This window comes from Fibrobacter sp. UWB10, assembly GCF_900182935.1.
In the GTDB taxonomy this organism is placed as follows: domain Bacteria; phylum Fibrobacterota; class Fibrobacteria; order Fibrobacterales; family Fibrobacteraceae; genus Fibrobacter; species Fibrobacter succinogenes_O.
Window position 1 is genome coordinate 817,721 of record NZ_FXUE01000002.1, and the last position, 26,979, is coordinate 844,699.

Consider the following 26,979-nt stretch of genomic DNA (forward strand, 5'->3'; position numbering starts at 1 on the left):
ACTCATTACACATTGCACATTTATTTTACACCCGCGAGTTCCCTAGCGACCTTCTTGGCGGTCGTAAAGTCGGCCTTACCAGTACCGAGTTTCGGTACCTTTTCGACCTTGAAAGCGAGCGCCGGGAGCATAATCGGCGGGAATCCGCTTGCGCGAAGTTCCGAAAGCACGTCCTTCGGGTCTTTTTCGCCCTGGTACAGGAGCACAATCTTTTCGCCCTTCGCAGAGTCCGGAATGGTCGTAATCAGGTAATCGCAACCTTCCAAGACAGGCGTATCCTGAATCTTCTTTTCAACGGCACCGAGGCTGATCATTTCGCCGCCGAGCTTTGCAAAACGGCTGTAGCGGTCAACAATTGTCAAGAATCCGTCTTCGTCGAGGTAGCCCTTGTCGCCGGTACGGTAGTAACGAATGCCGTCGATTTTCACGATCACGCTGTCGGTACGTTCCTGGTCCTTCAAGTAGCCCTGCATCACCTGGCAGCCACCGATCAAAATCATGCCCGCCTCGCCTGTCGGCAACGGAATGTTCGTTTCGGGGTCCACAATCAGGAACTGCGTACCCGGAAGAGCCGGGCCCACGGTACCAGGCTTGTTGTTCACCTGGAGCGTCATGTAGTCGTTATGCAAGGTATTTTCGGTATTCACCGAGGCTACCGGGGCGGTTTCAGTACAACCGTATCCTTCGTAGATTTCCTTACCGAACTTGAGGCGGAAAGCAGTAGCAAGTTCCGGGCGCAAGGCTTCGGCACCGGCAATAATCACACGCACATACTTAAACACCAACGGGTGCACGTAACGGCTCACCGTAAAGGCGCGCAAGAAGGTCGGGGTTGCCACCATACAGGTCACATGGAATTCCGAGCAAACGCGGGCCATGGTCTTCACGTCGGTCGGGTCAGCCACAGCCACAATCGGGCAACCTTCAGTCAGGTTCAAGAGCGTCGTGACCGTCAGGCCAAAGCTATGGAACAGCGGGAGTTCCGAAAGCATCACGTCGCCACGGCTCACATTCAAGATACAAGCGAGCTGCTGAATGTTACCCATCAAGTTGCGGTGAGAAAGGAGTACCCCCTTCGGCGTACCTTCGGAACCGGAACTGAACACGATTACAGCCGTGTCGTCGATGCTTGTACGCTTGCAGAACAAGAAGGTAATCAACCAAGCCGGGAACAGAATGCAAAGCACCAACAGGGCGGCAATCTTTGCCTTCGGGATTTCCTTCATCAAGTCTTCGGCATAAAGAATGCGCACCTTGTCCGAGGCAATTTGAGAATAGTCGTTACCGCGGCCCTTCAACTTCTGGACAAACTGCTTGCTCGAAATCACCGTTTTCACATCGGCACGTTCGCAGCAGAACTTGACGTTATCGACAGACGAGGTATAGTTCAGGTTCACGTTGGTCTTGCCCATGACCCAGAGCACCAGGTTCACAATCACGCCAGCGGGGCTCGGCGGGAGCATAATGCCGATATTCTGTTCGTCCTTACCCAGCTTTTTCTTCAAAAGCCCGCGGAACGCCATTACGGCACCCATGAGCTTGTAACCCGAGAAGTGACCGCCATCAGTATTATAAATAGCCGGACCATGCTTCACGTAGCGCTTGCAAGTACGAATCCAAGAGGCCGCAATTGGGCGTACGAACTTGACGGCGTACTTCCAAGCATCAATCGAAATTCTACGGATAATGGCACGAACTTCGTTAGGAGGAGTATTGGCCGGAATAGCCTTACCAAAAGCAACCGTTACCGCACGGTCAGCAGAGGCACCGTACATGTCAGAGCCGCTGTAGCTATAGTTCGTTCCCCACAGACCCTGAATATAGAACGGAATAATCATGGCATGGGTATCGTCCACAGCCGCCGAATAGTCAATAGTGAACGGTTCCACGTGCGGGGACTTGGACACCTCGCCCGTCGGGAAAATCACCACGGCCTTGCCCGCCAAGAGTGCTTCATGGATCTTGTCCATAGCCTCTTTGGGGTTGTTATTGTCGATACGGATCATGCCTAAGCGCTTCAACACCGCACGCAAATACCATTTTTCGAAGTGGTCCTTGTTGCTTGCAATGCAAAGGGCACGCGGAGATGCCATCTGCAACATAGCCCAGTCAACAAAGCTATGATGGTTACCCACCAAGAGCACCGGACCTTCGTTCGGAATGTTCTGCACGCCCAAAACACGGATTTTGTAGCGGTTGAACACGAGCTTCAGCATCGAACGGAGCAATGCCTGCGGCAAGTTCGAAATCGTCCATACGAACACGAGCATCGAAATGACGGCGATACCAAGGAAATAACGCTGGGGCTCAATATCGGTATAATGGACCAAAGCCGAGAACAAGAACAGGAATACAATCAGCACGATTGCCTGAATCATGTTTGCAAGTGCAAGTACCGAGCCGGAGTTATTCGGGCGCGTATTATATTGCAACAGGGCGTTCACCGGCACCAAGAACAGGCCTCCGAACACACCGGTCAATGAATAAAGCACCACAAGAGCCACCGGATGCACAAAGAACGGCACCAGGAACATGCACACGGACACGCCAATCATGCCCATCGGGATAAAGCCTGTTTCGATAAAATCGCGGGACTTGGTGGCGGCAATAATGGAGCCCACCATCAAACCAGCAATCGCAAAGGCCAGGTAATTTTGAATCGTATTGATATCGTGGGAGCCCGAAACGTCCTGATACATGAGCACGAACACCTGAGCCAAGGCCCAGAACATCGAAAGCGCGATAATCGAAGCACGGAGGGTCGGCACGCGCCAACCCAGGCTCAAGTGCTTCTTGACGTTTTCAATATTCACATTCGGGTTTTCGTACTTGACCTTGGGCACCAAGAAGCTTGCCACCGTACCGAGAATGGCAACACCGGTCAAAATCCAAGGAATCACAATCGATTTGCTGGTAATGAAATTCACGGCCGCATAAGAATGCAGCGATTCCAGGTTAATCAGGTTCACGCCCACCACGGCAAGCCAAGAGGCGCAAATAATGCCACCCAGACCAAAAATCTGCAAAAACGCATTCGCAAAGCTCAGGTTGCGAACGCCGAACATTTCCTTTAGAATACCGTATTTGGCGGCACTATGCACTGCAAAACCACAGCTCAAGCCAATAGACAGCCAGAATGCCACGCGCGGGCAATTGCAAGAAACGAGCACAGCCTGCGCAATCACGAATACCGTCATGAACAGCGCCGACCAGGCAAGCACCTTGTTCTTCGAGAATTTATTGGTGAAAAAGCCCGCAAAGAAAACCATCAAGATGTACGGAGCGAGGAAGAAAATTTGCAGCATGAACGCTTGCCATGTCTGCCCCGATTCTACGTTGGTGAAAGACCCGGACAAAATCTTCTGGGCGTAAATGAACACACCCATCTGAACAAAGGTCATCGCAAGGATGGACAAAAAGTAGCGAATCGCGCCCTTAGTTTTCCACATATTAAACCTTCCGAAAAATGTAATCCTTTATAGTGTAACCTTACAAAAAGGATGAATAAAACTTTTGAAGGAAATTTAAAAAAATCCCCGGTATAACCAACCGGGGAATATCCGAAATAATCTATTTGCAAGTTAACTATGTAACTAAAAGTTTATCTCATTGCTGAGGCTTGGGCGGCATGCCGATTCCAGCCGATTTGAAGGCTTTTTTGGCGATAAAGGGCATTGCGATAAAAATCATGATATAGCCGAATATGAAACAGGCTATCTGCGAACCCACGAACATGGGCAAATAAGGCGGCTTATGGTCGGGCGGCATGAGCACGAAATAGGCAAAAGTCACCATGACGGCGGTCATGAGCGGTGTATAAATCAGGTTAGAAACGAAGGTTTCGATGGCGTGAGTCGTGATTTTATGCGGCGTCAGGTGCAATTTTTGGCCAAGAGCGGCATTCACCTTGCCCATGGGCACCACAAAACCGATACCGAAACTCACCACAAAGCTCAAAATAAAGCTACCGAACCAGCCAATAATAATCGGAGCAAGCGGCATTCCAGCGGGGCGTTCTGCCGTAGCAGTGCCAAAAATACTGAGCGTAAAGCTCATCCACAAAGCCATCATAAACGAAATTTTCAAGCCGACGGCCTTCATTTGGGCCGGATTCGGACCGCGATTCGGTGTTTCTGTACTCATAAGGAACCTTTCTTTTAATTTATGTTTACAAAGATATACTCTTTTTTCAAGAAAAAGCATTTCTGTTCAAATAATTGTAAAAAAGTCGTTGTATGTTTCAAAACAAAACAACTTTCTAATCTTTGCACTTGGCATGAAAATTGCTAAATATAGGGCGAAAAATGTAAAACAGCGCCCCGCCATATCAATGTGAGGCATTTTAAAAGGATTTTTTAGAAATGGCAGAAGATTTGAATCAGCAGGAACCGACCGCAGAAGAAAAGGCAAAATTCGAACAAGACGTGCTCAAGGCCGCCGAAGAAGCCATGAAAATGGAAGCCGAAGCCAACAAGGCCGACACATCTGACGCCCAGGCTGAAGCCGCCGAGCAACCCGCTGAAGCTGCAGAAAAACCGGCAGAACCTGCCGAAGCCGCTCCCTCTGCTGAAGAAGTTCTGAAGCAGCAGCTGGCCGATGCCACTGACCGCAACCTGCGCCTGATGGCCGAATTCGACAACTACCGCCGCCGCACCGCCAAGGAACAGCTCGAACTCATCGAGACCGCGAACGGCAAACTCCTGGAAAAACTCTCCGAAGTGCAGGACAACTTCGAGCGCGCCTTCGCCAGCGAAAACAAGGCCCAGGATTTGGAAGCCTTCGAGAAGGGCATGCAGATGATCTACAACCAGTTCGCAAAGATTTTGACCGACGCGGGCCTCGAGCAAATCGACCCGACCGGCGCAGAATTCGACCCGAACATGCACGAAGCCCTGATGCAGCAGCCCAGCGAGACCGTGCCCGAAGGCCACGTGGTCACCGTGTTCCAAAAGGGCTACAAACTCAAGAACAAGATTCTCAAGACCGCGAAGGTCATCGTCTCTTCCGGAAAATAAACCTGCGCGACACTCCCCCGCTTTTTAGGCACAGTTACGCTTTGTACTGTGCCATTTTTTCGTGCAATTCCAAAAAGTAGTCGAAATCGCTGTGGAAAAGCTTATCCTGAACCACGCGATATTTTTCCCATTCCGTAATGGCGTGGGCCACTTCCATCGAAATCTTACCCGCGTTTGTCAAAAGTTCGTGCTCCGTAGCCTCAAGAATGCGGTCAAGGTGCCTCGCCCAGTCTTCCATCGTCATGGGAATGTGCCTTGCGGCCTGCATTTCTGCAAAATCCAGATAACCCGAGACAATCAGCTCCAGGGCCTTGAGTTCATCTTCTTCAAGATAATTCTTTGCGACAATTACGTCGGACTGAAGAATTTTGCCCTTTGGAGATGCCGCCCAGGTCTTCAACCCCATGTGCTCCTTTTGGCTGTCAGCCCGTTCTACAATGAGTTCCGCCGCCGTATGGCCGTGAATCGCCCAATGGAGTTTGTTTTGGACCTTCTTGAAAAAATCCCGGGTGATTTTTGCAGAGGGATCGTAATCTAGCGCAGTCGAATAGATATCAGTCACCTTCTGGTAAAAGCGTCGCTCCGACACGCGGATTTCTCGAATGGCTTCCAATTGCCGCTCGAAATAGTCTTCGGTAAGGATTGTCCCGAAATTCTTGAGCCGCTCCTTGTCCATGACCCAGCCCTGGATGGTGTAATCCTTGACAATTTGCCCCGCCCACTTGCGGAACTGCACCGCCCGCTCGTTGTTGACCTTGAACCCCACGGCAATAATCATCTGGAGGTTGTAGTGATTCGCCTGGTAATTTTTCCCATCGCCAGCAGTTATTAAGTATTTCTTAATAACTGAATCTTCTGCTAATTCCCCATCTTCGAGAATGTTCTTGATATGCTGATTTATTGCCGGAACGCTAACCCCGTACAGTTCTGCCATCATTTTTTGCGTGAGCCATACGTTTTCGTCTTCGTAACGCATTTCAACGCTCTGTTCGGAACCGCCCACAGCAGCCACATAAGTCAAGTATTCTGCAGCGGAACTGCGGATAGACACGGGATTGATTTTTTGACCATTTTTGCTCATTTGAACACTAATATATATAAATTGAACGCCGCCGTCAATAGCCGGAGAGGACAATTTGTGTGAAAATAAACTAAATTATGGGTGTAGATTTTTGAGGTTACCGGAGGTCTTCTGTGAAGATTTTTGCAAACGCTTTGGCTCTGTCCATTCTCCTAGCCCTGCTAGCAGCATGTGGCGATGAATCCTCTTCTTCTGTTTCGCCGGAACCCCGCCAGTGCGAGGAACAGAGCGATGATTGCGATGACGCAAGTTCTAGCAGTGAAAAAATTTCCAAAAATTCTTCTAGCTCGCAAAAGAGCGCCGATAAGGGCAAGTCTTCTTCTAGCGAGAAGAATGTGAAGGAATCTAGTTCCTCAACAACTACCAAGAATTCTTCTAGCTCCGTCAGTGGCGATAAGAGTAGTTCTTCCGTCAAAAAAGAAGAATCTAGCAGCAGCGCTGTGAAGTCTTCTTCCAGTGTAACGCCGAAGTCGAGCAGCAGTGAAGAAGTTAAGCAGTCTTCTTCGAGTGTTGTGGCTTCGAGTAGTAGCGTTACCTCTTCTGAAACGGTGAAGTCGAGTAGTAGTAAACAGAACCCTTGGGGCACAGAAGAAGAATGGTGGCCGTTTAGTTGTAATGCCTTTGGTGGGTGTCTTGAATTTACGGATAAAAGAAACAATCGCACATACAAATATTTGAAGTTTGAAGGTAAGGATACCACGGGAGAGGCTGCGACTATTTACGCGATGGTGGAAAACTTGAATGTTGGTGAAATGGTTCGTGGTTATAAGGACCAAAAAGATGATTCAAAAATAGAACGTTACTGCTATGATAATGATACTTTAAATTGCCTTTATTATGGAGGCCTCTATCAGTGGGCTGAAATGATGCAATTGCCGTTCGAATGCAATAGTAAGAGTTGTGCCGATTCGATAAAGCCCAATCATCAAGGTGTATGTCCTGAAGGTTGGCGCTTGCTGACATATAATGATTTCTACATCATTGTCAACAGTAACGGAAATACGCATGGCGTTGAGGGCGTACGTTCTTCCTTTGGCTTTGGTGGGTATAATACAACTGGTTACAGTCTTGTCGGTGCTGGATATAATTGGGATTATTCTTTTGAACGATTGAATGAATCTACATATTGGCATTATCCACAGGAAGGATCTATAGGGAATAATACATCATTTGTTGGGTATCAGGGTCGTACTTCGACTAAAATAGGAACGCAAAGTACTTACAAGACCCATGGATTTTCCGTCCGTTGTGTAATGGTTGAATAACCATCACTTTCAAACTGTAAAATTTTAAATAAAAAACAAAAAACTAGGCATTCCTGGGGGGAATGCCATTGGGAGTTATTATGTCCAAGAAGAACATCAAGAACAACAAGAAAAATTCCACCCGCAAGAACTACAAAATGGACGCCTAAAGGCGTCTACGGCTGCGTTCGGTCATGCCAAAACGCAAGCGTTTTGTCGCGACACTCACTTGCACGTTACTGAAGCTCTTGAACCGCGTCTGCACTAAAGCGACGGCGAATGCCTGGCCGCTAAGCGAACATTCGTCGGGCGAAGCCCGAGGCCATGCGAGCGTGCGGAGCAGGCTGAGCCGGAGCGCTTTTTTCGGACATGAAAAGCTGATGCCGATTTCCATCGGCATGACGCGGGCGGGGAAAGGAGGTGCCGGCTTCCCCGTTCCGAGGACCATATCCACTAAGCAGCAAAGCTGCAAGTGGCTATTGGCAAGTGCGGCAAGACAACCGGAAATGAATGCCCTAAGGCGGAAGAAGATAAGTCGTCGAGCGAACATTCGTCGGCCGAAGGCCGAGGCCATGTGAGCGAGGCGAGCTTAGCTCTGGAGCCGTGGGCATTTGTAGCCCAAGGCGTTACGGGCGCGGCGATTGAGCGCCCGTTCGAGGGGGTGCTGGAAGACTTGCCCTGGTTCAGTCTAGATCCTTCGACTCCACTGCGTTCCGCTCAGGATGACACAAGGGCAAGGCTGCAAGCAGGGGGAGCCTTCCCCCACCTTTGTAAAAATGTCAATGATAAGTTAATCCCGGGGCGTTCCGCGGGGCTTTTCGCGATATATCTTTATCTCTGGTGTAAAACATGTTTGGAGATTAAGATGAAAAATATTTTATCCGTTACTTCTGTATTGGCTTTGGCTGGAATGGCCTTTGCCCAGCAACCAATCATTACAACCAACTACACGTGTGACCCGGCGCCCTATGTCCATGGGGATACGGTTTACCTGTACACGACCCACGACGAGGACAATGCCGAAGGGTTCGTCATGTACGACTGGCTGTTACACACGTCTACAGACATGGTCAACTGGACTAGCCACGGGGCTGTGGCCTCCCTGAACGATATCCAGTGGAGTACTAAGACCAATGGCGCTTGGGCCGAGCAGGTTGTGTTTCGCAATGGCAAATGGTACATGTACGTCCCCATTCACGGCAACGGCATTTCCGTCTTGGTGGCAGATAGTCCCTACGGCCCCTTCAAGGAACCTCTGAACAAGGCCTTGGTTTGGCAGCGGCAACATTGGAACGACATCGACCCCACCGTATGGGTGGATGATGACGGCCAGGCCTATTTGTACTGGGGAAATCCCGACCTCTATATGATCAAGCTTAACGAAGACATGATCAGTACTTCCGGCAATATTGTTACCTACCCCAAGATCAAGGATTACCAGGAAGGCCCTTGGCTCTACAAGCACGATAAACATTACTATATGGCTTTTGCTTCCACCTGCTGTGCCGAAGGCATCGGTTACGCCATGAGCGACTCCCCCACGGGCCCCTGGACCTACAAGGGCGACATTATGCCTCATTCCTCCCGCAGTAATGGAAACCACCCGGGAATTGTGGATTACAAGGGGAAATCATACGTTTTTGGCCATCATTACCAGCTTTGGCACCAGAAATCCGATAAAATGGGCCTTAAGTTCCAGCACAAGGAACGCCGTTCTGTTGGCGTTGCCGAGATGAAGTATAATGCCGACGGAACCATCCAGAAGATTGAGTGGTGGCCGGATAATGGTGTGGCCCAGCTGGAAGATTTTGACCCGTACAAGCGCGTGGAAGCGGAAACCATGTCGTGGGGCGAAGAAGTGAGGGTCCGTAAGAGCGGTGCTGCCGGCAATACGGTTCTCACCAACCTTACCGAAGGCAAGTACACCAAGATTAGCGGCGTGGAATTCGGTGACGCCGGCGCAGAATCCTTCTCGGCTTCCGTTTTGAGCGTTAAGAGGGCATCCTCCGTTACGGTTCGCCTGGACAAGGTGGATGGCCCCGTGGTTGCCAAGGCTGAATTCAGTAAGGACGGTCTGGTGACCGTGCCTGCCGAAGGTGCAGTTGGCAAGCATGATGTATTCTTCATGTTCGCAGGTGATTTCGAAGCCGATTACTGGGAATTTGAAGACAGCAAGACCGCAGTTCCTCAGGGGCCGTTCTGCAAGGCGAAACTCAACGACCCCGAGGCAAAATGCAATTTGCCGGTTGTGGGCGCGAAGGTCGAGGGCACGGCCAACTTCATCGACTTCGAGAACTACGATGTGGGCGGTGCGGGCAAGGCTTACTACGACATGGACACCAAGAACCAGGGCGGCGAATACCGCGAAGACCGCGTGGACATCGTGAAGAACGGCGACGGATTTGCCGTGGGCTACACGCAGAAGGGCGAATGGCTCGAATACACCGTGAACGTGCAGGCCGGCGGGAAGCTTCCCTTTGAACTGAGCTACGCAAGCGGCATGGACAACACGGGCGTGCGCCTGTTCATGGACGACGAGCCGATTACCGACACGCTCGCGCTCACGGGCACCGGGGATTTCGACACCTACGGCACCTTCAAGGGCACGACCACCAAGGAACTCACCACGGGCGAACACGTGCTCAAGGTGATGGTGACAAGTGACTACGTGAACCTCGACTGGATTGCCTTTGGTGAAAGCGAAGGCAGCGCCGAGGACATCAGGAACGGAACCACGGGCATCGTGCCGAAAATCGCCGCCGGAGCCGCGGGCGTGGCAAACGCTTTCGCGAGGGCCGCGGGCAGCTACAAGGTATTCGACCTGATGGGCTCCGAACTCGGGAACATCCGCCTGAACGCCGGCGCGACGCTGACGGACCTCAAGGCCGGACTCAAGACCGCCGGCTTCGGGAGTGGCGTCTACGTCGTCCGCAACCCTGCTGGAAAGACTTTGAAATTGCAAGTCGGGGAATAAGTTCCCGCGAGACAATCCGCCTCCCCCATACTTTAAAATACCCCGACCTCTCGTAAAGAAGGCCGGGGTTTTTAGCGTCAATGTTTAATGTATTTTTGAACTTAGCAAATTATTCCCAAATTTTTCAAATAATCCATCTTGCTTCCGAGAATACGGATTATCAATACCTTGTCAAGTTCAATTCTATAAAAGACAATACTGTTCGCGACAGACAAATATCTATAGCGAGCAAGTGTTTTTACTATTCCCTTCAAGGAAGGTCCAAGTTCCGGAAAAATGGCCAACTGATCAATCGCATCAAGAATTTCAATAATCCTATTGTTTGCAGCAATGGGACTCTTTAATTCTTTCTCGATGTATTCCTTGATGTTGTCCAGATCTTCGCTTGCCTTTGGCGAAAATACGATTGCGGCCATCTAGACCTCGTATTTCTTTCGGACATCGGCGGCCATCATCCAGCCATTCTGCTCTGCGGAGCGTTCGCCTTCTTCAAGGGAGTGCTTCAACTTGAGTTCGGCAACCATCCGTTCGTATTCGTTGATATCGATGACGACGTAGCACCCCCTGCCGTTTTTCGTCAAAAAAACCGGAGCATCCTCGGACACCTTCTGTAGCACTTCATTGTAATTGCGCAAGTCTGAAACAGGTAAAATACAGGGCATAACAACCTCCATCATAAATATACATAATTTTAAGTAAAATTACAAGAAGAATTTGTAGTAAAATAAAAAAGATTGCTTTTGTGCAATATTTTTTGAAGGGCCGGGGTTTTTAAGGGGTGTCCCCTTAGGCGAGGGGGTGGAGAGCGACGGAGTGCGAACCAGGGGGAGGCTTCCCCCTCCCCTCCTACACAGAGCGTTTTAATATGAAACACGCCTTTTTTGCCCCGATTTAGGGGCTTTTCTTGTTTCAGAACGAAACAAAATGGCCGTTTTTTGCCAGTTATTAGCATTTGGCACGGGTTTTGCTTATGTATGGGCGTAAAAAATCGCCCCGTTCAGATTGATTCGCGGGCGGCAAGAATTTAAAAATAGGAGACTCATTATGAGCAAGATTATCGGTATTGACTTGGGAACGACCAACAGCTGCGTGTCCGTGATGGAAGGCGGCAAGCCGGTCGTGATCGCTAACGCGGAAGGTTTCCGCACCACCCCGTCCATTGTCGCTTTCGGCAAGAACGGCGAACGTCTGGTGGGCCACGTGGCAAAGCGTCAGGCCATCACCAACCCCGAAAAGACAATTTACTCCATCAAGCGTTTCATGGGCCGCACCGCCGGCGAATGCTCCGCTGCCGAAAAGAACATGCCCTACAAGCTGGTGGGCACGGGTTCCGACCCGGTGCGCGTGCAGGTGGACGACAAGCAGTTCGCTCCTCCCGAGATTTCGGCCATGGTTCTCCAGACCATGAAGAAGATTGCCGAAGACTACCTGGGCCAGCCGGTGACGCAGGCCGTGATTACGGTCCCCGCCTACTTTAACGACTCCCAGCGTCAGGCTACGAAGGACGCCGGCAAGATCGCTGGCCTTGAAGTGCTCCGTATCGTGAACGAACCGACGGCTGCCGCCCTCGCCTACGGTCTTGACTCCAAGAAGAGCGAAAAGGTCGCCGTGTATGACCTCGGTGGCGGTACGTTCGATATCTCCATTTTGGAAATCGACGATGGCATGTTCAGCGTGAAGGCCACCAACGGCGATACGATGCTCGGCGGTGACAACTTCGACGAAGTCATCATCGACTGGATCAACGACGAATTCAAGAAGGACAATCCGGGCATCGACCTGAAGAAGGACAAGATGGCCCTGCAGCGTTTGAAAGACGCCGCGGAAAAGGCGAAGATCGACCTTTCTGCTACGACTTCTACGAACATCAACCTCCCCTTCATCACTGCCGACGCTTCGGGCCCGAAACACTTGGACCTCACGCTCAGCCGTGCAAAGTTTGACCAGCTGACCGCTCACCTCGTGGAACGTTCTATGGAACCGTGCCGCAAGGCTATCAAGGACTCCGGCCTCTCCCTGAGCGAAATCGACGAAGTGATCCTGGTCGGTGGTTCTACCCGTATTCCGGCCGTGCAGGAAGCTGTGCGCAAGTTCTTCGGCAAGGAACCGAACAAGACTGTGAACCCGGACGAAGTGGTGGCTATCGGTGCCGCCGTCCAGGGCGCCGTGCTTAGCGGTGACTCCTCCGTGAAGGACGTGTTGCTCCTCGACGTGACCCCGCTTTCCCTGGGTATCGAGACTCTCGGTGGCGTGATGACCAAGCTCATCGACCGTAACACCACGATTCCGACCAAGAAGAGCCAGGTGTTCTCTACCGCCGAAGACAACCAGCCGGCCGTGACGATTCACGTGCTGCAGGGCGAACGCGAATTTGCCCGCGACAACCGTACGCTCGGCAAGTTCGACCTGACTGACCTCCCGAAGAAGCCGCGTGGCGTGCCGCAGATTGAAGTGACTTTCGATATCGACGCGAACGGCATTGTGCACGTGTCTGCCAAGGACAAGGAAACCGGCAAGGAACAGTCCATCAAGATTACTTCTTCCAGCGGCTTGTCTGAAGATGAAATCAACAAGATGGTGAAGGATGCCGAAGCCAACGCTGCCAAGGACAAGGAACAGCGCGAACTGGTGGATATCAGGAACCAGGCCGAACAGATGGCTTACCAGGCCGAAGGTCAGCTCAAGGAATTTGGCGACAAGCTCCCGGCTGACACCAAGAGCCAGCTCCAGGCTGCTATCGACGACATCAAGGCCAAGAAGGACAACGGCACCAAGGAAGAGATCAAGGCCGCTATGGACAAGCTCCAGGGCATGATCAGCTCCATGGCCCAGGCCGCCGGTGCAAACCAGGCTCAGCCGGGTCCGCAACCGGGTGCTTCTGAACAGCCGAAGAACGACAAGAAGGGCGATGGCCCGGAAGTCGTCGACGCGGAAGTGGTTGACTAATTTCAACCTTGAAAAATCAAACAGGATTCGCCTCCCAAAAAGGGGCAATCCTTTTGTTGTAAAGAAACGATTCTTGATTTTTTATATGACGAGTTTGCCCGGAGGGCAAAATGGCTGAAAAAAGAGATTATTACGAAGTTCTAGGCGTCGGCAAGGACGCAAGTGCTGATGAAATCAAGCACGCGTACAAGAAGCTTGCCATCAAGTACCACCCGGACAAGAACCCGGGCGACAAGGAAGCCGAAGAGAAGTTCAAGGAGGCTGCCGAGGCCTACGATGTGCTCAGCAACCCCGAGAAGCGTAAGCAGTATGACCAGTTCGGCTTTAACGCCCCCGGTGGCGGTTTTGGTGGCGGCGGATTCGGTGGCCAGGGATTCTCTTTCGAAGATATCTTTGCGAACTTCGGCGATATTTTCGGTGGCGGATTCGGTGGTTTTGGCGGCAGCCGTCGGGGCGGTCGCAAGGCCGGGCCTCCGCGCGGTAACGACTTGCAGATCAAGGTGGCGCTCAGCTACAAGGAAATCTTCGAGGGCTGCACCAAGAAGGTTCGCCTGAAACGCTACACGCCGTGTACGGAATGTAACGGCAAGGGCGGCACCGACATCAAGACTTGTGAAACCTGTAAGGGTACGGGGCGCGTGCGCCGCGTATCTGGCGGGTTCTTCCAGATGGTTTCCGAAAGCGCCTGCCCCACCTGTAACGGCATGGGCGAAGTCATCGCGAACCCGTGTAGCCGTTGCCGCGGCGAGGGCCGTGTGCAGGAAACGGAAGAAATTTCCATCAAGATTCCGGCGGGCGTTGCCGAGGGACAGTACCTGAACCTGCGTGGCGAAGGCAACTGCGGGCCTCGCGGCGGTGCCTGCGGCGATTTGTTGGCAGTGATTGCCGAAAAGCCCGACGACTTCTACACCCGCGAAGGCGACGATTTACACTGCGAAATCAAGGTGCCGGTCCACAAGCTGGTTCTTGGCGGTACGCAGCGAATCCCGACGCTGGACGGTAGCGAAGTGCAGATCAAGATTGCGGCCGGCACTCAGGCCGGGAGCATCTTGCGCCTGCGCGAACAGGGCCTGTACCCGCTGAACAAGCGCGGCGACCGTGGAAGCCTCTACGTGAACATCGGCGTGGAAATCCCGAAGGACCTTAGCCGCGAAGAGAAGGAACTCTACCAGAAACTCGCGGAACTGCGTCACGACAAGGAAACCGCACAGGAAGAAAGCTTCCTCGAGAAGATGAAGAACCTGTTCAAGTAGGAAGTAGACAGTAGATGGTAGGAAGTGACGGGGCGTCGCCCCGAAATCCCCAAAAAAGATTCTCCCGGACAGCAATGCCCGGGATTTTTTTATAATTACATTCATGAACAAATTCATCGCCATCGTACTTTTAATATGCACCATCGCATTTGCGGACGAAGATGGCGTAGTCCCCGAAGTAGATAGGAAAAGACAAATTGACCCCGCCCTTATTTTGGGAGGTTTCGGATATTCCTCTCTAGACAGAATTGCAATCGAAGGATTTATTTTAAATGGATTTCAGCCGTTTAAAAACATAGGCTTATATCTTGAATATTCCCCACGGCTAGATTTAAGGTTAGATGCTGATGAGCCATCTTATGGTAGCTTAAGTGTTTTTGCGATTGCAGGCACGGCAAATCTAATATTGCAAGCCAATGAAAGCTACAAAGAGGAAAAAGAAGAAAAATCTGTTGCCTACTACATTGTTTTCGGATCATTATGGCTTTCTTCAGGTACATCCTATTATGCTCTTTTGGGAAACAACATGATTGGCCTATCCATATTCGAAAATCATCTATTTGAATGGTGGATAGACAAAGACGATTGGGATATGAGAGAAGTTGGATTTATGGAAAGCGTCGGCCTGCAGGCCAATTTACTTTTTATGTTTGTCGGTGGAGGTGTTCAGTTTGAAGTAACGAATAGACGGCGGAATCTCGGCGTTTTCTTTCATATAAAGCTTTTCCCCATATTTTTTGAAAGATTTCCCCATGAGTGACATTTTGTAGATTGTGAGGTGTTTAACAGGAGAACAAATTCTTCTGGTGGGAGACACAATGAGAAAAGTGGTCATTTTGAATGCGAGCCCGCGCAAAGACGGAAACATCAGCCAAATGCTGAATATCATAGGCGACACTTTGTTTGAAAATGGCTCCGAAGTCAATATTGTTGATGTCTGCAAGCTGGAATTTCGCCCGTGTATCGGCTGCATGAAATGCCGTAGCACTCACGATTGCGTGATGCCTGAAGACGACGCGAAACGAATTTTGCGCCTGGTGCAAGAAAGCGACGCCCTTGTGGTCGGTTCACCTTGCTACTGGGGCAACATGACCGGACAACTCAAAATGCTATTTGACCGCTGGGTTTATGGAATGATGGACCACAGCGAACGCGATTACCCGATTCCACTGTTAAAAGGAAAGAAAGCTGTCATTGTGACGACATGCACTACCCAATGGCCATTCAACCTCATTTTCAAGCAGTCAGCGGGCACCGTCCGTGCCCTCAAGGAAATCCTTTGCTGGAGCGGATTCAAGATTGCAGGCGTGATTCAAAAAGGCGCAACCCACAAAAGGCCCGGTCTTTCGCCCAAAGAAATTGCCAAGTGCAAGAAAATTGCTTTGTCACTTGGTTCGCATTAAAGGCGTGAAAACGCAATCGGGCTAAATTATTCCGCTTCGCGCTGGAGTTGCGGGATCATTTTGTCAGACCATTCTTCGAAATCGCCGGCCTCGATATGGTCGCGGGCCTGTTGCATCAAATGCAGATAGAAATGCAAGTTGTGGAGCGTTGAAAGCGTCCAGCCGAGGGGTTCCTTGGTCTTGAACAGGTGACGCACGTAGGCGCGGGTGTAGTTCCGGCAGCAATGGCAGTTGCATTCCGGGTCGAGCGGGCGGTCGTCATCGGCAAATTTGGCGTTCTTGTAGCGGAGCACTCCCCTGCTGGTATACACGAGGCCATCCTGCGCGTTCTTGGCGGGCAGAATGCAGTCGAACATGTCGACGCCGCGCTTGATTAGTTCCAGCAGATTCCAGGGCGTGCCCACCCCCATCACGTAGCGTGCACGGTCGGCAGGCAGTGAATTCGTGCAGAAATCCGCAATTTCGTACATGGTTTCCACAGGCTCGCCTACGGAAAGACCTCCCATCGCGTATCCGTCGGGAGCGATTTCCTTGAGGGCGTCAATGGATTTTTGGCGGAGTTCCTTGTGCATGCCGCCCTGCACAATCCCGAAGAAATATTGCGCGTAATCGTGGACCGGCGGATTTTCGCGGAGCCAATCCACTGCGCGGCGCGTCCATTTGAGCGTGTAGTCGAGCGAGTGCGAAGCCTCTTCGACGGTGCTCGGGTAAGGCGTGCATTCATCGAAGGCCATAATGATGTCCGCACCGATTTCGCGCTGAGCCTTCATGACCGATTCCGGCGTGAACAGATGGCGAGATCCGTCCAAATGACTGCGGAATTCCACGCCTTCTTCAGTAATGTGGCGGAGTTCCTTGAGGCTCCAAACCTGGAATCCACCGCTGTCCGTGAGCATCGGGCCATTCCAGCCCATGAATTTCTGCACGCCGCCCATCTTGGCCACAAGTTTCGTGCCCGGACGCAAATACAAGTGGTACGTATTCGCGAGAATGATCTGCGCCTGCATTTCGCGCAAGTCCCGCGAAGAAAGTCCCTTCACGCTTGCAAGAGTGCCCACCGGCATAAAAATCGGCGTTTCCACCACGCCGTGGGCGGTGTGAAGCCGGCCGCGGCGGGCTTTGCTCTTGTCGCTTGTCTTTATGAGTTCGAAGGGATTCTGATTCACGGGGCAACCGACTTAAAGTTGTTCGCGGATTTTTTGTGCAAGGGCGATGCCAGCGGCGCGGGCCTGTGAAACAGAGTCAGCGGCGCGGGCGTCAAGGGGCTGCGTAACTTGAGCGCGGAGCAGGCGTTTGCAGGATTCATCCCAGTAAATGCCGCGAAGCGCGAGGGTGCACGCATCGCTAAATTCAGCGAAGCTTGCGACCGGGAATTGACAGCCGGCGTTGAGGGCCTTGAGGTAGGCCATTTCGGCGACAGCAATGCAATAAGTTTCGGCGTCATTGACTCGCGCAAGAATTGCATCCAGATCCTTCGACTTCGCTTCGCTTTGCTCAGGATGACACGATGACAAAGTTTCTATCGCAAGGATGCCTTGGCCAGAAGCCGGGAGCATTTGTTCTGTGCTAAAGTATTCAGTCACCTGGTCGGCAAGCCCCATGCGCTTGAGGCCGGCGGCGGCGAGCACAACGGCGTCAAGTTCCGCAAGTTTACCGAGGCGAGTCTGGATATTCCCGCGAATAGGCACGTATTCCAAATCCGGGCGAAGCGCCTTCAATTGCACCACACGGCGAATGCTACCAGTGCCGACGCGGGCCCCGGCGGGCAAATCCATAAACTTAATTCCGGCGGCTCCCCCACGGGCAATAAATGCATCGCGCGGGTCTTCACGCTTCAATACCGCCGCAAGCTTAAATTCAGGCAAAACTTCAGCCGGCATATCCTTCAGGCTGTGAACCGCAATGTCGGCGCGGCCTTCTAAAAGGGCAACTTCAAGTTCCTTAATGAAAACGCCCTTGCCCCCAAAGCTAGCCAAAGATTTATCAAGACGGCGGTCGCCTTCGGTCGTCATCGAGACAAGTTCATAGCTCAGTCCCGGATTCACCGCCACAATGGCATCGGCCGCCATAGTCGTTTGTGCCAAGGCAAGCGCACTCTTGCGGGTTGCAACACGCAGCTTACATTCAGTCATTGTTCGCCCCCAAGCACTTGAGGAACACCTGCACATCTTCAGGCGAATTTTCGGCCTTCACCTTATACAAGAAATCGTTGGCCATCTTTTTGGCAAAACGTTCATACATCATTTGCACGCGGTGGCGATCTTCTTCCGGCAAGTCAGGCATGGAGCGCAGCAATTTTTCGGATTCTTCATTCGCCGACTTCAGCATTCTTTCAGCATGCACACTAATCTGTTTCGAGACTTCGTCCATGCGCATCCACTGCAAGAATTCGTCAATGCCTTCTTTCAGAATCTTCTGGGCGGCTTCAAGCTCGATCATGCGCAGGCGGCGATTTTCAGACACGACCTTTTCAAGGTCATCGACGCAAACGTATTCAACGCCCGGAAGATCCCCAATGCTAGATTCAGCATTACGCGGGCTTCCCAAGTCAACAATCAAACGCTTTGTCTTATTGCTTACACCAGGATGTTCTGCGACCTTGCTGCAATGATGTTCGAATACGACATCGAGTGCACCCTTTTTCGCGGTAGAACTATCTGTACTTTTAACAAATCCGCAAGCCTCGGTGAATTCTTCTTTCGTAATGATTGGCTCTTGGCAAGCGCTGCAAAGAATCACCACATCGCATTTGCCAAGCACTTGGTAGCGGTCTTCAAACTTGACCGGAGTGAGCACGTCTGCAAATTTTTCAGCATTTGCAAAGGTCTTGCTGCTCGCAAAAATCTTGGTGGTATTCTCTTGCACATACTTGAGCATCAAGGAGCCCATTTCGCCGAGGCCCACAATGTACACTGTACGATTTTCTAGGTCATCGAAAGTGTGCTGCACCTGTTTCATGGCTAGGAACGGAATATTGCAGCTGAGTTTGCTCAAGTTGGTTTCTGTCTTGATGCGCTTGGTGGTGTGAATGGCGCTCTGAAAGAGCTTGTTCAGGGTATTCCCCGTTGCATGCAACTGGTGCGCCGTTTCGTAGGCGCGGCCAATCTGGTGTAAGATTTGGTCTTCACCCATTGCCACCGAATCAAGACCCGCACACACGTTCATAACGTGGTGCGCCACCTCGTCGCCCGACTTAAAATAAAAGAATTTCGCAAAATCGTCGTAACTCTGCCCCGCCAGTTTGCAAACATACTGGACAAGTTCGGCGTCGGTCAAGTCGCGGTCAGAGGCTACATAAACCTCGGTGCGGTTACAGGTCGCAAGAATCAAAAGTTCATCGAAGGGAGAATTGCTCAACGCATTGGTTTTGACATCCATCGGGATGTAGAACTTTTCGCGGACTGCGATTTCGGCCACCTTGTGGCTCATGCCTGCCATGTAGATTTTGCGCATAGGCTAAATTTAGAAAAAACTCATTGGCCTATTTCGTTATCAATCCACTGGTAACGTTTTTTCATCCACTCGGTCATGACCTTCACCGCTTCATCATACGAATCGTACGGATCCTTGAGCGCCCAGTTTTCTGTATTTCCGATAACTGGCCAGCGACGGTATTCGTTCTTGACCGCTTTTTCAATAATCGCGCGATAAATCGGAATGCTATCAATAAGCATCTTGAACGTTTCGCGATGTTCTCTCCAATAAACCGAGGCAGCTGAATCAACGACCGCATTACGCATGATGTAGTAATTCAGTCGATACCTGCGAATATACCAATCTTCCGGATTTTTGTTCTGTTCACGCGATGCATTTCCAAAAGCCAAATCAAAATCCCATACAGGCCCATAATGGATTGTCTCGCCTTTTTTCCAAGTCAAATAAATGCTGCGGCCGTAGTTACCATCTTCATTCTTGGAATATTCTTGCATCCAATAAAACAACACGTAATCTTCAACATCAAGCCAATCCAGAATTTCAATACTTTTGTGCTCGTATCGGTGGTACTGAACCAAATCTTCAAAATCATTCAAATGGTCTAGCAAAAGCTGTTCCGTTTCGGGCGACGGATTTTTGGGTGACTTGATGTGATAATAGTAGTCGTTTTTAGTCTGAATGTACGGCGGGTCGTATTTCTTGGAGTCTTCTTTTTCAGCAAGGAATGTCGTGTCGCTTTTTTCGATGTCTACGCGATTTTTGCCCACCTTAATGGTTTCTGCCAACAAATACAACCCCATATAATTGCGGTTCAGGTAGAGTTCCACAAACTGCATTTTGGGCGTATACTTGGCACCAAGCCATTCCGAAAGGCGCGTCATCATGTAATTTCGCAAATGAGACTTATCGCCAAAATTTGCAATAAGAGCCCAATCTTTATTCTTAGGCATTCCAAAAAGCGACACTTTGTCCGAGAATTCCAATTTCATGCCATACTTGGGCATTTTAAAGCTGGAATTGCCACGCCCACGCACGGTGAGTTCGTAGACTTCGCTTTCGGGCGATTTTTCGCCGTAAATTTGCATACGCGAAGGAATTTCGGTTTCTCGGTCACGAACGCCCGCAAAATCTTCGGTTTCAATCACGACTCGCGGCACTCCGGCATACGGGTACATCGAATCATCCATAGGGAGAATATCAGGGTCACTTTCGGTTTCGGTCCAAAAACATGCAGTAAAACAAATGCAGCAAAGGATTGCGGCAAGCTGTTTGTACAAGTTTATTTTGCGGGCCATTAAACGCATCAGCCGAAATATAATTCTTTTACGGGTCATACGGCTGTGATTTCTGTAACGTGAAATTGCTTTTTCGATTAATACAAACTTTTTTATTCACTTGTCTACTATTTACTTTTATATATTTCAGAGCATGAACAAATTCTTCGGGTGCTTTCTGTTATTTGCTTGCGTAGCATGCTTTGCTACGGAGAGCCTGCACCCGATTGCAGCGCCCACGACCCAAGTTGGCATTCAAGGGACGGTCGAACTTGACGAAGACGTTTACAGCGGTGATTTGGAAGTCTCGGCAGAATACGCAGTGCACCCACGCTTCAGCCTTTACATAGATGGAGCATTCCGATTCTTGAGCTATAGCTACGAGTTTTCAACCAGTGGCTACATTCACAATTACTGCAATCTGCATGTGAACGGCTTTAACGAAACTTATGTGGGAGCAAAAGGCCTGATTTTCCCTTATTTAGGACTGAATCTCGGCTGGCGATTCCCACCCGGCGAAGGCTCCCAAAAGAACCGCTTTCACCGCCTGAATATAGAGCCGTTCAGCCTGTTGCGAGTTTCCAAGAATCTGACGGTCGGCACTGCAATCCGCTACAACACATCCCTCGAAGACAAAAACTATAAGCCTGGTGACGAAATCGGATTCATGGCCTCGTTCGTTTGGAAACCGGGCTGGAACGATTCCTTAAAAAAAGGCTGGGAATTCAGCGAAGTATTCCTTTACCAAGCGCGAATCGAAGAATCCGAAAACAGGAACTTGGACAAGCCCTATCGCGGCATGAAAGACAAATACCGCGGCATGAAAATGAAGTTTGACGCCATGCGCTACTTCAACATTGCAGGCTTTTCTACCGGATTCGGGATGAATTACGAAATTCACGAAGGCACGCTATTCGGCTTCGAAGCTGGTCACCGCGTCGGAATCGAAATGAAAGTCCGATAATCGGGCTTTTTAAGCGAAAAATTTAAAGCTCGTTTTCTTGAGTTCACGCACAGAATGCAAAACAACATAATCAGGGTTGCCGATTGATTCGGCAGCCTCTTTAATATTGCGGTCAAGCTCTTCAGCTGACTGGGCATGCATCATAGCATAAAGCGTGTACGGGAAACCTTCGAAAGCCGGGCGCTCGTAGCAATGCGAAATGAATGGCTTGCTTGCAAGAATTGCACCAGCAGGATTAACCGAGTTCCTGTCTACTGTTTCCGCAAAGCAGACCATGGCATTAAAAGCAAAACCGGCCTCTTGATGTCGAAGAATCGCCCCGAAGCGGCGCATACGTCTTAACGCCAAGTCCTCGCGTAGTTCGTCACAAGAAACGTCCCAATCCTTGAACGGGGTAAGTGTATGCGGAATGTCGTTGCAAGCAATACGAATACGGACGTGGTCGGAAGAGGAAAGTTCCGTACACGATTCAACAGCATTCTTCCTACCTACTGCCAACGGTTTACTGTCTACTGGCGCTCCAGCGCCCTTCATCACCGTGTTAATCTTGAACTTCTCGGTCGCATTTAGAATATGGACATCGTGCAATTCCGTATTCGCACAAACTTCATCGACAATCTTTTGAATCTCCGCTTCGGATTGGGCGATGACCGTAAACCACACGTTGTATTCGTGGCTGCGCACGTAATTGTGGGTAATGGCAGGAATCACATTAACAACGGCAGCAAATTTTTCTAGAGCAGAATCGTCGGCAGCGCCGGAAACGGTTGACGGCACCTTGCCCGCACAAAGGCGAGAAATAAACCCGAGCGCTTTGGAGTCGTACACTCCCCCAATACGGCGGATTATGCCCGACTGGCGCAAATTCTCGACTGCAGCAAAAACGCTCTGTTCGTCGGAACCAAGCTGCTCCGCCAGCACCTGATACGGGCGTTCTTCCAGCGGAAAAGCGTCCTGGATGACAGAGAGAAGAAGCTGTTCAAGTTCAGTCATGTAAAACTAGAAGTGAGTGGTGTGGAGTGTGAGGTGTGAAATGATTTTCATTACACATTCCACACTACACATTATCCATTAATTTCCTCGTCCGTCAGGTAGCAAGCCGGATCCTGTTCCCAGAAATCGCCTGTCACCGCTTCGGCTCGAGTACGGAAGTTGCCATTGCAAAGATTCAAGTAAGCGCACTTGGGGCAGCGGCCCTTCAGAATCGGCTTGCGGTTCTTGAGGCCAGCCATAATCGGGTTCGATTCATCGCTCCAGATTTCACCAAAGCTACGTTCGCGCACGTTACCCAGCGTAATGTATTGCGTAAACTGGTCGGGGTGCACATTACCAATGCTATCGATGTTGCCGAATGCCATACCGCTGCGGTTACCGCCATTGCGCTGGATAAGTTCCAGAACCTTTTCGGCACGGGCAGGGTCTTCGCGCAACATGCGGCGGTACAGGTAGACTGCATCGGCGTGGTTGTCCACCGTCAAAATTTCCTTGTCGATTCCACGCTTCTTGAAGTCGAGCGTGCGGTCGATAATCAAGTCCATCGCCTTGCGGCTTTCTTCATGATTCAAGTCGTTTGCAACCATGGCCGAACCACGGCCGCTATAAACCAGGTGATAGAAGCACACGCGGTCAATGTTTTCAGCTTCAAGCAAGTCGAAAATGGCGTTCAGATCTTGCACATTGTAGCGCGTAATCGTAAAGCGCAGGCCCACCTTCTGGCCAGTCGCCACACAGTTGCGGATCCCGCGCAAGGCAAGCCTGTAAGCGCCTTCTTTGCCGCGGAACTTATCGTGCGTAGCCTCGCAGCCATCCAAGCTAATACCCACGTAGCCCACGCCCATATCCTTGAGTTTTTGGGCCACATCGGGCGTAATGCAGGTGCCGTTCGTGCTGATCGTCGGGCGAATTCCCTTGCTGGCAGCGTAGTTCGCGAGTTCAAAAAAATCCGGGCGGAGTAACGGTTCTCCACCACTGAACAAAATAACCGGGACCTTGAAATCGGCCAACTGGTCAATCAAAGCCAAGCCTTCTTCGTGGGTCAGTTCGTTCTGGTACTTGATGGCCTCGGAGCGGGCGTAGCAGTGCACGCAGCTCAGGTTGCAAGTCTTGGTGCAGTTCCACACCACCACAGGGCCACGACCCGGCGCAACGCCGTTCTTGCATTCATGGGCCTTGGGTTCGTAACGCAGCTGGTCGCCGTAATTCGGCGTGTCCATCAAAAGCTTGGTAATACTGATCATGAGCCCAAAGATAGAAAAATAACCCCGGTTGCCCGAGGTTATTAAAAGCTTTCTCTATTAAGTGTTGTGTTGCGATTAAAGCTTCACAGAATCCTTAGAGATGAACTTCTTGATCTTCTTGTCGCCCATCCAAAGCTTCTTGTGGCTCTGGAGGTCGGTGAGTTCGAGGTCCACCTGATAGAAGATAACGGCCTGGCCGCCTTCCTGGTCCACGATGGTGTTGATGGTACCGGTCAGCATCCAGTCAGCACCCGTTTCCTGGTTAAGTTCCTTGGCGGTTTCTTCGGTAGCGTTACCCTGCTGGTCAGCAACTTCCGTGCGAAGTTCGGCGCGTTCGCGGGAGTTGGCAACAAAGTCAACAGCACCGGAATTCAGAAGAGCGCGTTCCATGTCCTTAATGAAGGTTTCAACGCTAATGTGTTCGTGGCTCTTGTTGCGAACCTTACCGATCACGACGGTCGGGGTCTTGCCCATTTCGCCGATAACCTTTTCAATCTTTGCGCTCTTCAAGCAGCTCAGAATCATTTCGTCGGCCACCAAGCGGGAGTCCGTATCATTCCACTTACCAGAAAGGTCGGTCGTGGACGTTTCATCGATACGAGACACAGTCTTACCGCCACTGCTGCAAGCAACCATGCAGAGGCTGCAACCGAGAGCGAGGATAGCAAATAGTTTACGCATTAGATTTCTCCTTGTAAAATTTTTAAGAAATGTAACAAGAAATGGTTTATTGGTCAATAGACCTTGGACTTTCGCCGATAAGACGCCGGATTTTGCAGACAAAAAAATCCCCAGGCTTTAACCCGGGGACTTTTAAATCCAACAGTTTTGTTAGAACGAATTACTTCTCAGCGAATTTCTTAGAGGCAGCCTTGACCTTCGGGTCATTCTGGGCGTCCTTGATCTTCTGCTTGATACCGTCTTCAATCTGCTTCTTGAGCTTGGCGGCGAGGGCGGGGAAACGTTCTTCCAGGGAATCGCTAAAGACAGCCGGTTTCTTGGGAGCTGCGGGACCCTTACGCTTGGCGTTCAGGGGGCGCTTCTTCTTGGCCGGGGCCTTCTTTTCTTGGGATTTTGTTTCCTGAGGCTTGACTTCTTCTGTGGATTTGACTTCAGTTTCTTCTGACATAATAGACCTCTTGGAAATATTGTTAATTTGACGGCGCAAAAATAGTAAAATTTCTGGCCATTCCTAGGTTTTGCAATTAAAAATTATGTTTTTTAGGCTAAAAACGCCTATTTTCGAGCCAATGAGCAAGCACGGTAATGTCGGCGGGGCGTACGCCGGGAACACGGCTAGCCTGGCCGAGCGTTAAGGGCTTGTGGGCGTTTAAGCGCTGGCGGCTTTCGATACTGACCGCGGTCACCTGCATGTAGTCAAAGTCGACGGGCAGGCGCACGGATTCCATCTTCTTCTGGTCGTCGATTTCGCGGGCCTGCCGGTCGAAGAATCCTGCGTAGATTTCTTCGGCGTACATGAACCACTGGTCGCGGCGAGTAAGATTCAGGTCGGGCAGCGCGGTCCGGAACAGTTGCTCAGGGTCGATTCCCGGACGGCGCAGCACGTTAATCCAGCGGGTGCGCTCGGTCGAAAGAGCCTGACCACCGGCTTCGAGAATCGGATTTGCCTGGTCGGGCGTTGCCGATTCTTCGGTCATGCGGGTGCGGGCGGTCGCCATCAATTCCTGACGGCGCTTCCAATCGGAGTAGTCGCTGTCCGAAATCATGCCAATCTTGTGGGCACGTTCCTTGAGGCGAGTTTCTGCGTTATCACTACGGAGGAACAATCTGTATTCGGCGCGACTCGTGAACATGCGGTAAGGTTCATCAAGCAGAATATTCACCAGATCATCGGCCATCACGCCTAGATAGCTATCCGAACGGCCAAGAATCAAAGGTTCTTCGCCCTTGATCTTAAGGGCGGCGTTAATGCCAGCCAAAAGACCCTGACCGGCGGCTTCTTCGTAACCGCTCGTGCCGCAGACCTGACCTGCGAAATAGAGTCCGGGAACCTTCTTGCATTCAAACGTCGGGTAAAGCTGCGTGGCGTCTACGGAATCGTATTCCACCGCATAACCAATCTGCAACACGCGGGCACGGGTAAGTCCCGGAATCGTGTGGATAGCGGCCAGCTGAATGTCTGCCGGAAGGCTAGAGCTAAAGCCGTTGATATAGACACGACCGATATCCGCCTGTTCCGGTTCAAGGAACAACTGGTGGCCGTCGCGGTCGCCAAAGCGGTTAATCTTGTCTTCGATACTCGGGCAATAACGCGGGCCCTTGCCGTGAATGCGGCCGCTGAACATGGGGCTATCCTTAAAGCCGCTACGCAGAATGTCGTGCGTTTTAAGGTTCGTGCGGGTAATCCAGCACACGCAATCGTTACGGATAAATTTATTTGCCGGGTCACCCCAGAAATAATTTGCATCGCGGCCAGGAACGGTTTCTGCCAAATGGCGGTCGCTCATAGGCCACGGAGCATCGTCACCACGTTGCACGTCGCATTCGTTAAAATCAATGGAATCAGGATCCAAGCGGCTCGGCGTACCCGTCTTAAGGCGACGGAGTGCAATCCCTTCGCGGGCAAGACATTCCGACAGTTTGTCGGCGCTGGGCTCGCCCACTCGCCCGCCGATGCTCGTTTCAAGCCCGGTAAACATCTTGGAAGCAAGGAACGTACCGCTCGTAATCACAAGCGAACGGGTAATATAGCGTTCACCGCTCAAAAGCGTGAGTTCCAAGCGACCATCAGTCATACGTTCAAACGCGGCAAGTTCGCCTTGAATGACCGAAAGCCCAGGCAAGTTCGTAATGACTTCGCGGGCCACTTCGCTGTAGTACTTCATGTCGCACTGGGCACGCGGGCCCCACACGGCCGGCCCCTTGCTCATATTGAGCATGCGGAACTGGATGCCCGCCTTGTCGGTCAAGAGCCCCATCAAGCCACCGAGCGCATCGATGTCTCGAACAATCTGGCCCTTCGCTACCCCGCCTACGGCCGGGTTACAGCTCATACGCCCGATGGCATTAATATCCATCGTGAGCATGGCAGTCTTTACGCCCAACTTCCAGGCGGCATGAGTCGCTTCGATGCCGGCATGACCGCCACCGACGACTACAACGTCAAATTCAGCAACAAGTGACATTAGAAGC

The 26,979-nt window shown here is 51.1% G+C and carries 23 protein-coding genes and 1 pseudogene; 9 read left to right on the forward strand and 15 right to left on the reverse strand.

The window, feature by feature from the left end:
* Positions 1–20 precede the first annotated feature (20 nt).
* Together QOL41_RS08015 and QOL41_RS08020 are read right to left on the reverse strand one after the other, a co-directional pair.
* Positions 21–3,449, reverse strand: a complete 3,429-nt coding sequence (locus tag QOL41_RS08015) for an MFS transporter (RefSeq protein ID WP_283429331.1) — start codon at positions 3,447–3,449, stop codon at positions 21–23.
* A 157-nt stretch (positions 3,450–3,606) separates the two neighbouring features.
* The gene (locus QOL41_RS08020; protein WP_283429332.1) at positions 3,607–4,143 is read right to left on the reverse strand and encodes a hypothetical protein; all 537 of its coding nucleotides are present in this window, start codon (positions 4,141–4,143) and stop codon (positions 3,607–3,609) included.
* A 218-nt stretch (positions 4,144–4,361) separates the two neighbouring features.
* On the opposite strand from QOL41_RS08020, the gene grpE reads away from it, so the two are divergent.
* Positions 4,362–5,015, forward strand: a complete 654-nt coding sequence (grpE, locus tag QOL41_RS08025; RefSeq protein ID WP_283429333.1) for a nucleotide exchange factor GrpE — start codon at positions 4,362–4,364, stop codon at positions 5,013–5,015.
* Positions 5,016–5,049: 34 nt separating this feature from the next.
* On the opposite strand, the gene QOL41_RS08030 is transcribed toward grpE, so the two are convergent.
* Positions 5,050–6,096 (reverse strand): virulence RhuM family protein, encoded by a 1,047-nt coding sequence (locus QOL41_RS08030; protein ID WP_283429334.1) that lies wholly within the window; start codon positions 6,094–6,096, stop codon positions 5,050–5,052.
* A 113-nt stretch (positions 6,097–6,209) separates the two neighbouring features.
* Between QOL41_RS08030 and QOL41_RS08035 the strand changes: the two genes are divergently transcribed.
* Complete coding sequence (locus QOL41_RS08035; protein ID WP_283429335.1) at positions 6,210–7,361, forward strand: FISUMP domain-containing protein; 1,152 nt, start codon at positions 6,210–6,212, stop codon at positions 7,359–7,361.
* 145 nt (positions 7,362–7,506) lie between these two features.
* Here QOL41_RS08035 and QOL41_RS08040 read toward each other — a convergent pair whose 3' ends face one another.
* Complete coding sequence (locus QOL41_RS08040; protein WP_283429336.1) at positions 7,507–7,890, reverse strand: hypothetical protein; 384 nt, start codon at positions 7,888–7,890, stop codon at positions 7,507–7,509.
* Between the two features lie 315 nt (positions 7,891–8,205).
* On the opposite strand from QOL41_RS08040, the pseudogene QOL41_RS14185 reads away from it, so the two are divergent.
* Positions 8,206–9,507, forward strand: a pseudogene (locus QOL41_RS14185) (family 43 glycosylhydrolase); the annotation flags it as partial.
* A gap of 165 nt (positions 9,508–9,672) precedes the next feature.
* A complete protein-coding gene (locus QOL41_RS14190; protein WP_349362400.1) occupies positions 9,673–10,314 on the forward strand; it encodes a carbohydrate-binding protein in 642 nt (213 codons plus the stop codon).
* A gap of 101 nt (positions 10,315–10,415) precedes the next feature.
* On the opposite strand, the gene QOL41_RS08050 is transcribed toward QOL41_RS14190, so the two are convergent.
* Together QOL41_RS08050 and QOL41_RS08055 are read right to left on the reverse strand one after the other, a co-directional pair.
* Positions 10,416–10,730 (reverse strand): type II toxin-antitoxin system RelE/ParE family toxin, encoded by a 315-nt coding sequence (locus tag QOL41_RS08050; RefSeq protein WP_283429338.1) that lies wholly within the window; start codon positions 10,728–10,730, stop codon positions 10,416–10,418.
* The gene (locus QOL41_RS08055; protein ID WP_283429339.1) at positions 10,731–10,976 is read right to left on the reverse strand and encodes a type II toxin-antitoxin system prevent-host-death family antitoxin; all 246 of its coding nucleotides are present in this window, start codon (positions 10,974–10,976) and stop codon (positions 10,731–10,733) included.
* A gap of 382 nt (positions 10,977–11,358) precedes the next feature.
* Here QOL41_RS08055 and dnaK point away from each other — a divergent pair, with 382 nt between their 5' ends.
* The 4 genes from dnaK (at position 11,359) to QOL41_RS08075 (ending at position 15,916) form a co-directional block, all read left to right on the forward strand.
* Positions 11,359–13,260, forward strand: coding sequence for a molecular chaperone DnaK (gene dnaK, locus QOL41_RS08060; protein WP_283429340.1), 1,902 nt, complete (start codon positions 11,359–11,361; stop codon positions 13,258–13,260).
* A gap of 110 nt (positions 13,261–13,370) precedes the next feature.
* Positions 13,371–14,513 carry a molecular chaperone DnaJ gene (gene dnaJ, locus QOL41_RS08065; protein WP_283429341.1) on the forward strand — a complete coding sequence of 381 codons (1,143 nt, stop codon included), beginning with the start codon at positions 13,371–13,373 and terminating at the stop codon, positions 14,511–14,513.
* Between the two features lie 103 nt (positions 14,514–14,616).
* The gene (locus QOL41_RS08070; RefSeq protein ID WP_283429342.1) at positions 14,617–15,273 is read left to right on the forward strand and encodes a hypothetical protein; all 657 of its coding nucleotides are present in this window, start codon (positions 14,617–14,619) and stop codon (positions 15,271–15,273) included.
* Positions 15,274–15,331: 58 nt separating this feature from the next.
* The gene (locus QOL41_RS08075) at positions 15,332–15,916 is read left to right on the forward strand and encodes a flavodoxin family protein (protein ID WP_283429343.1); all 585 of its coding nucleotides are present in this window, start codon (positions 15,332–15,334) and stop codon (positions 15,914–15,916) included.
* A 26-nt stretch (positions 15,917–15,942) separates the two neighbouring features.
* Here the strand turns inward: QOL41_RS08075 and tgt are convergent, their stop codons facing one another.
* From tgt to QOL41_RS08095, 4 genes are read right to left on the reverse strand one after another with little or no spacing between them, the layout of a single operon-like run.
* Entirely contained in the window at positions 15,943–17,082 is a 1,140-nt protein-coding gene (tgt, locus tag QOL41_RS08080; RefSeq protein ID WP_283429344.1) for a tRNA guanosine(34) transglycosylase Tgt, read from the reverse strand.
* A gap of 12 nt (positions 17,083–17,094) precedes the next feature.
* Positions 17,095–18,048, reverse strand: coding sequence for a hydroxymethylbilane synthase (hemC, locus tag QOL41_RS08085; RefSeq protein ID WP_283429345.1), 954 nt, complete (start codon positions 18,046–18,048; stop codon positions 17,095–17,097).
* Positions 18,041–19,369 (reverse strand): glutamyl-tRNA reductase, encoded by a 1,329-nt coding sequence (locus QOL41_RS08090; protein WP_283429346.1) that lies wholly within the window; start codon positions 19,367–19,369, stop codon positions 18,041–18,043. The genes hemC and QOL41_RS08090 overlap by 8 nt, the downstream gene beginning before the upstream one ends.
* A 20-nt stretch (positions 19,370–19,389) precedes the next feature.
* The gene (locus QOL41_RS08095; protein ID WP_283429347.1) at positions 19,390–20,655 is read right to left on the reverse strand and encodes a CotH kinase family protein; all 1,266 of its coding nucleotides are present in this window, start codon (positions 20,653–20,655) and stop codon (positions 19,390–19,392) included.
* Between the two features lie 124 nt (positions 20,656–20,779).
* Between QOL41_RS08095 and QOL41_RS08100 the strand changes: the two genes are divergently transcribed.
* Complete coding sequence (locus QOL41_RS08100) at positions 20,780–21,589, forward strand: hypothetical protein (protein WP_283429348.1); 810 nt, start codon at positions 20,780–20,782, stop codon at positions 21,587–21,589.
* Positions 21,590–21,598: 9 nt separating this feature from the next.
* Here QOL41_RS08100 and ahbA read toward each other — a convergent pair whose 3' ends face one another.
* The 5 genes from ahbA to mnmG form a co-directional block, all read right to left on the reverse strand.
* The gene (gene ahbA / locus QOL41_RS08105; protein WP_283429349.1) at positions 21,599–22,582 is read right to left on the reverse strand and encodes a siroheme decarboxylase subunit alpha; all 984 of its coding nucleotides are present in this window, start codon (positions 22,580–22,582) and stop codon (positions 21,599–21,601) included.
* A gap of 71 nt (positions 22,583–22,653) precedes the next feature.
* Complete coding sequence (gene nirJ1, locus QOL41_RS08110; RefSeq protein WP_283429350.1) at positions 22,654–23,826, reverse strand: putative heme d1 biosynthesis radical SAM protein NirJ1; 1,173 nt, start codon at positions 23,824–23,826, stop codon at positions 22,654–22,656.
* Between the two features lie 75 nt (positions 23,827–23,901).
* Positions 23,902–24,507 (reverse strand): penicillin-binding protein activator LpoB, encoded by a 606-nt coding sequence (locus tag QOL41_RS08115; RefSeq protein WP_173654361.1) that lies wholly within the window; start codon positions 24,505–24,507, stop codon positions 23,902–23,904.
* A gap of 160 nt (positions 24,508–24,667) precedes the next feature.
* Positions 24,668–24,955, reverse strand: coding sequence for a hypothetical protein (locus QOL41_RS08120; RefSeq protein WP_163438035.1), 288 nt, complete (start codon positions 24,953–24,955; stop codon positions 24,668–24,670).
* 97 nt (positions 24,956–25,052) lie between these two features.
* Positions 25,053–26,972: a tRNA uridine-5-carboxymethylaminomethyl(34) synthesis enzyme MnmG gene (gene mnmG, locus QOL41_RS08125; protein ID WP_283429351.1), complete on the reverse strand. Its 1,920-nt coding sequence runs from the start codon at positions 26,970–26,972 to the stop codon at positions 25,053–25,055.
* Positions 26,973–26,979 lie beyond the last annotated feature (7 nt).

Excerpts from the sequence above, each read along its gene's own strand:
- nirJ1 (WP_283429350.1), bottom strand. The coding sequence starts at position 23,826 with ATGATCAGTATTACCAAGCTTTTGATGGACACGCCGAATTACGGCGAC.
- QOL41_RS08020 (WP_283429332.1), bottom strand. The coding sequence starts at position 4,143 with ATGAGTACAGAAACACCGAATCGCGGTCCGAATCCGGCCCAAATGAAG.
- QOL41_RS08095 (WP_283429347.1), bottom strand. The coding sequence starts at position 20,655 with ATGCGTTTAATGGCCCGCAAAATAAACTTGTACAAACAGCTTGCCGCA.
- QOL41_RS08055 (WP_283429339.1), bottom strand. The coding sequence starts at position 10,976 with ATGCCCTGTATTTTACCTGTTTCAGACTTGCGCAATTACAATGAAGTG.
- ahbA (WP_283429349.1), bottom strand. The coding sequence starts at position 22,582 with ATGACTGAACTTGAACAGCTTCTTCTCTCTGTCATCCAGGACGCTTTT.
- QOL41_RS08050 (WP_283429338.1), bottom strand. The coding sequence starts at position 10,730 with ATGGCCGCAATCGTATTTTCGCCAAAGGCAAGCGAAGATCTGGACAAC.
- dnaK (WP_283429340.1), top strand. The coding sequence starts at position 11,359 with ATGAGCAAGATTATCGGTATTGACTTGGGAACGACCAACAGCTGCGTG.
- hemC (WP_283429345.1), bottom strand. The coding sequence starts at position 18,048 with ATGACTGAATGTAAGCTGCGTGTTGCAACCCGCAAGAGTGCGCTTGCC.
- QOL41_RS08120 (WP_163438035.1), bottom strand. The coding sequence starts at position 24,955 with ATGTCAGAAGAAACTGAAGTCAAATCCACAGAAGAAGTCAAGCCTCAG.
- QOL41_RS14190 (WP_349362400.1), top strand. The coding sequence starts at position 9,673 with ATGGACACCAAGAACCAGGGCGGCGAATACCGCGAAGACCGCGTGGAC.
- QOL41_RS08070 (WP_283429342.1), top strand. The coding sequence starts at position 14,617 with ATGAACAAATTCATCGCCATCGTACTTTTAATATGCACCATCGCATTT.
- QOL41_RS08030 (WP_283429334.1), bottom strand. The coding sequence starts at position 6,096 with ATGAGCAAAAATGGTCAAAAAATCAATCCCGTGTCTATCCGCAGTTCC.
- QOL41_RS08040 (WP_283429336.1), bottom strand. The coding sequence starts at position 7,890 with ATGTTCGCTCGACGACTTATCTTCTTCCGCCTTAGGGCATTCATTTCC.
- mnmG (WP_283429351.1), bottom strand. The coding sequence starts at position 26,972 with ATGTCACTTGTTGCTGAATTTGACGTTGTAGTCGTCGGTGGCGGTCAT.
- grpE (WP_283429333.1), top strand. The coding sequence starts at position 4,362 with ATGGCAGAAGATTTGAATCAGCAGGAACCGACCGCAGAAGAAAAGGCA.
- QOL41_RS08115 (WP_173654361.1), bottom strand. The coding sequence starts at position 24,507 with ATGCGTAAACTATTTGCTATCCTCGCTCTCGGTTGCAGCCTCTGCATG.
- QOL41_RS08100 (WP_283429348.1), top strand. The coding sequence starts at position 20,780 with ATGAACAAATTCTTCGGGTGCTTTCTGTTATTTGCTTGCGTAGCATGC.
- dnaJ (WP_283429341.1), top strand. The coding sequence starts at position 13,371 with ATGGCTGAAAAAAGAGATTATTACGAAGTTCTAGGCGTCGGCAAGGAC.
- QOL41_RS08075 (WP_283429343.1), top strand. The coding sequence starts at position 15,332 with ATGAGAAAAGTGGTCATTTTGAATGCGAGCCCGCGCAAAGACGGAAAC.
- QOL41_RS08090 (WP_283429346.1), bottom strand. The coding sequence starts at position 19,369 with ATGCGCAAAATCTACATGGCAGGCATGAGCCACAAGGTGGCCGAAATC.
- QOL41_RS08015 (WP_283429331.1), bottom strand. The coding sequence starts at position 3,449 with ATGTGGAAAACTAAGGGCGCGATTCGCTACTTTTTGTCCATCCTTGCG.